This is a genomic window from Rothia nasimurium (genome assembly GCF_928381705.1).
Taxonomy (GTDB): Bacteria; Actinomycetota; Actinomycetes; order Actinomycetales; family Micrococcaceae; genus Rothia; species Rothia nasimurium_G.
In genome coordinates, this window is record NZ_CAKMSR010000044.1 from 1 (window position 1) to 267 (window position 267).

Genomic DNA, 267 nt, shown 5'->3' on the forward strand with positions numbered 1-267 from the left:
CCGCCCGTACCCGAAACCGACACAGGTGATCAGGTAGAGAATACTAAGGCGATCGAGAGAATCATGGTTAAGGAACTCGGCAAAATGTCCCCGTAACTTCGGGAGAAGGGGAGCCTTGAGCGTGACCCACCTGCGCGGTGGTGAGCGTGTATGGGTCGCAGAGAATTGGGGGAAGCGACTGTTTATCAAAAACACAGGTCCGTGCGAAGTCGTAAGACGATGTATACGGACTGACTCCTGCCCGGTGCTGGAAGGTTAAGAGGATTG

General features: G+C 54.3%; 1 rRNA gene. It reads left to right on the forward strand.

Annotated elements, in window-relative coordinates:
• Positions 1-267 (forward strand): 23S ribosomal RNA (locus L6762_RS11915); the annotation flags it as partial.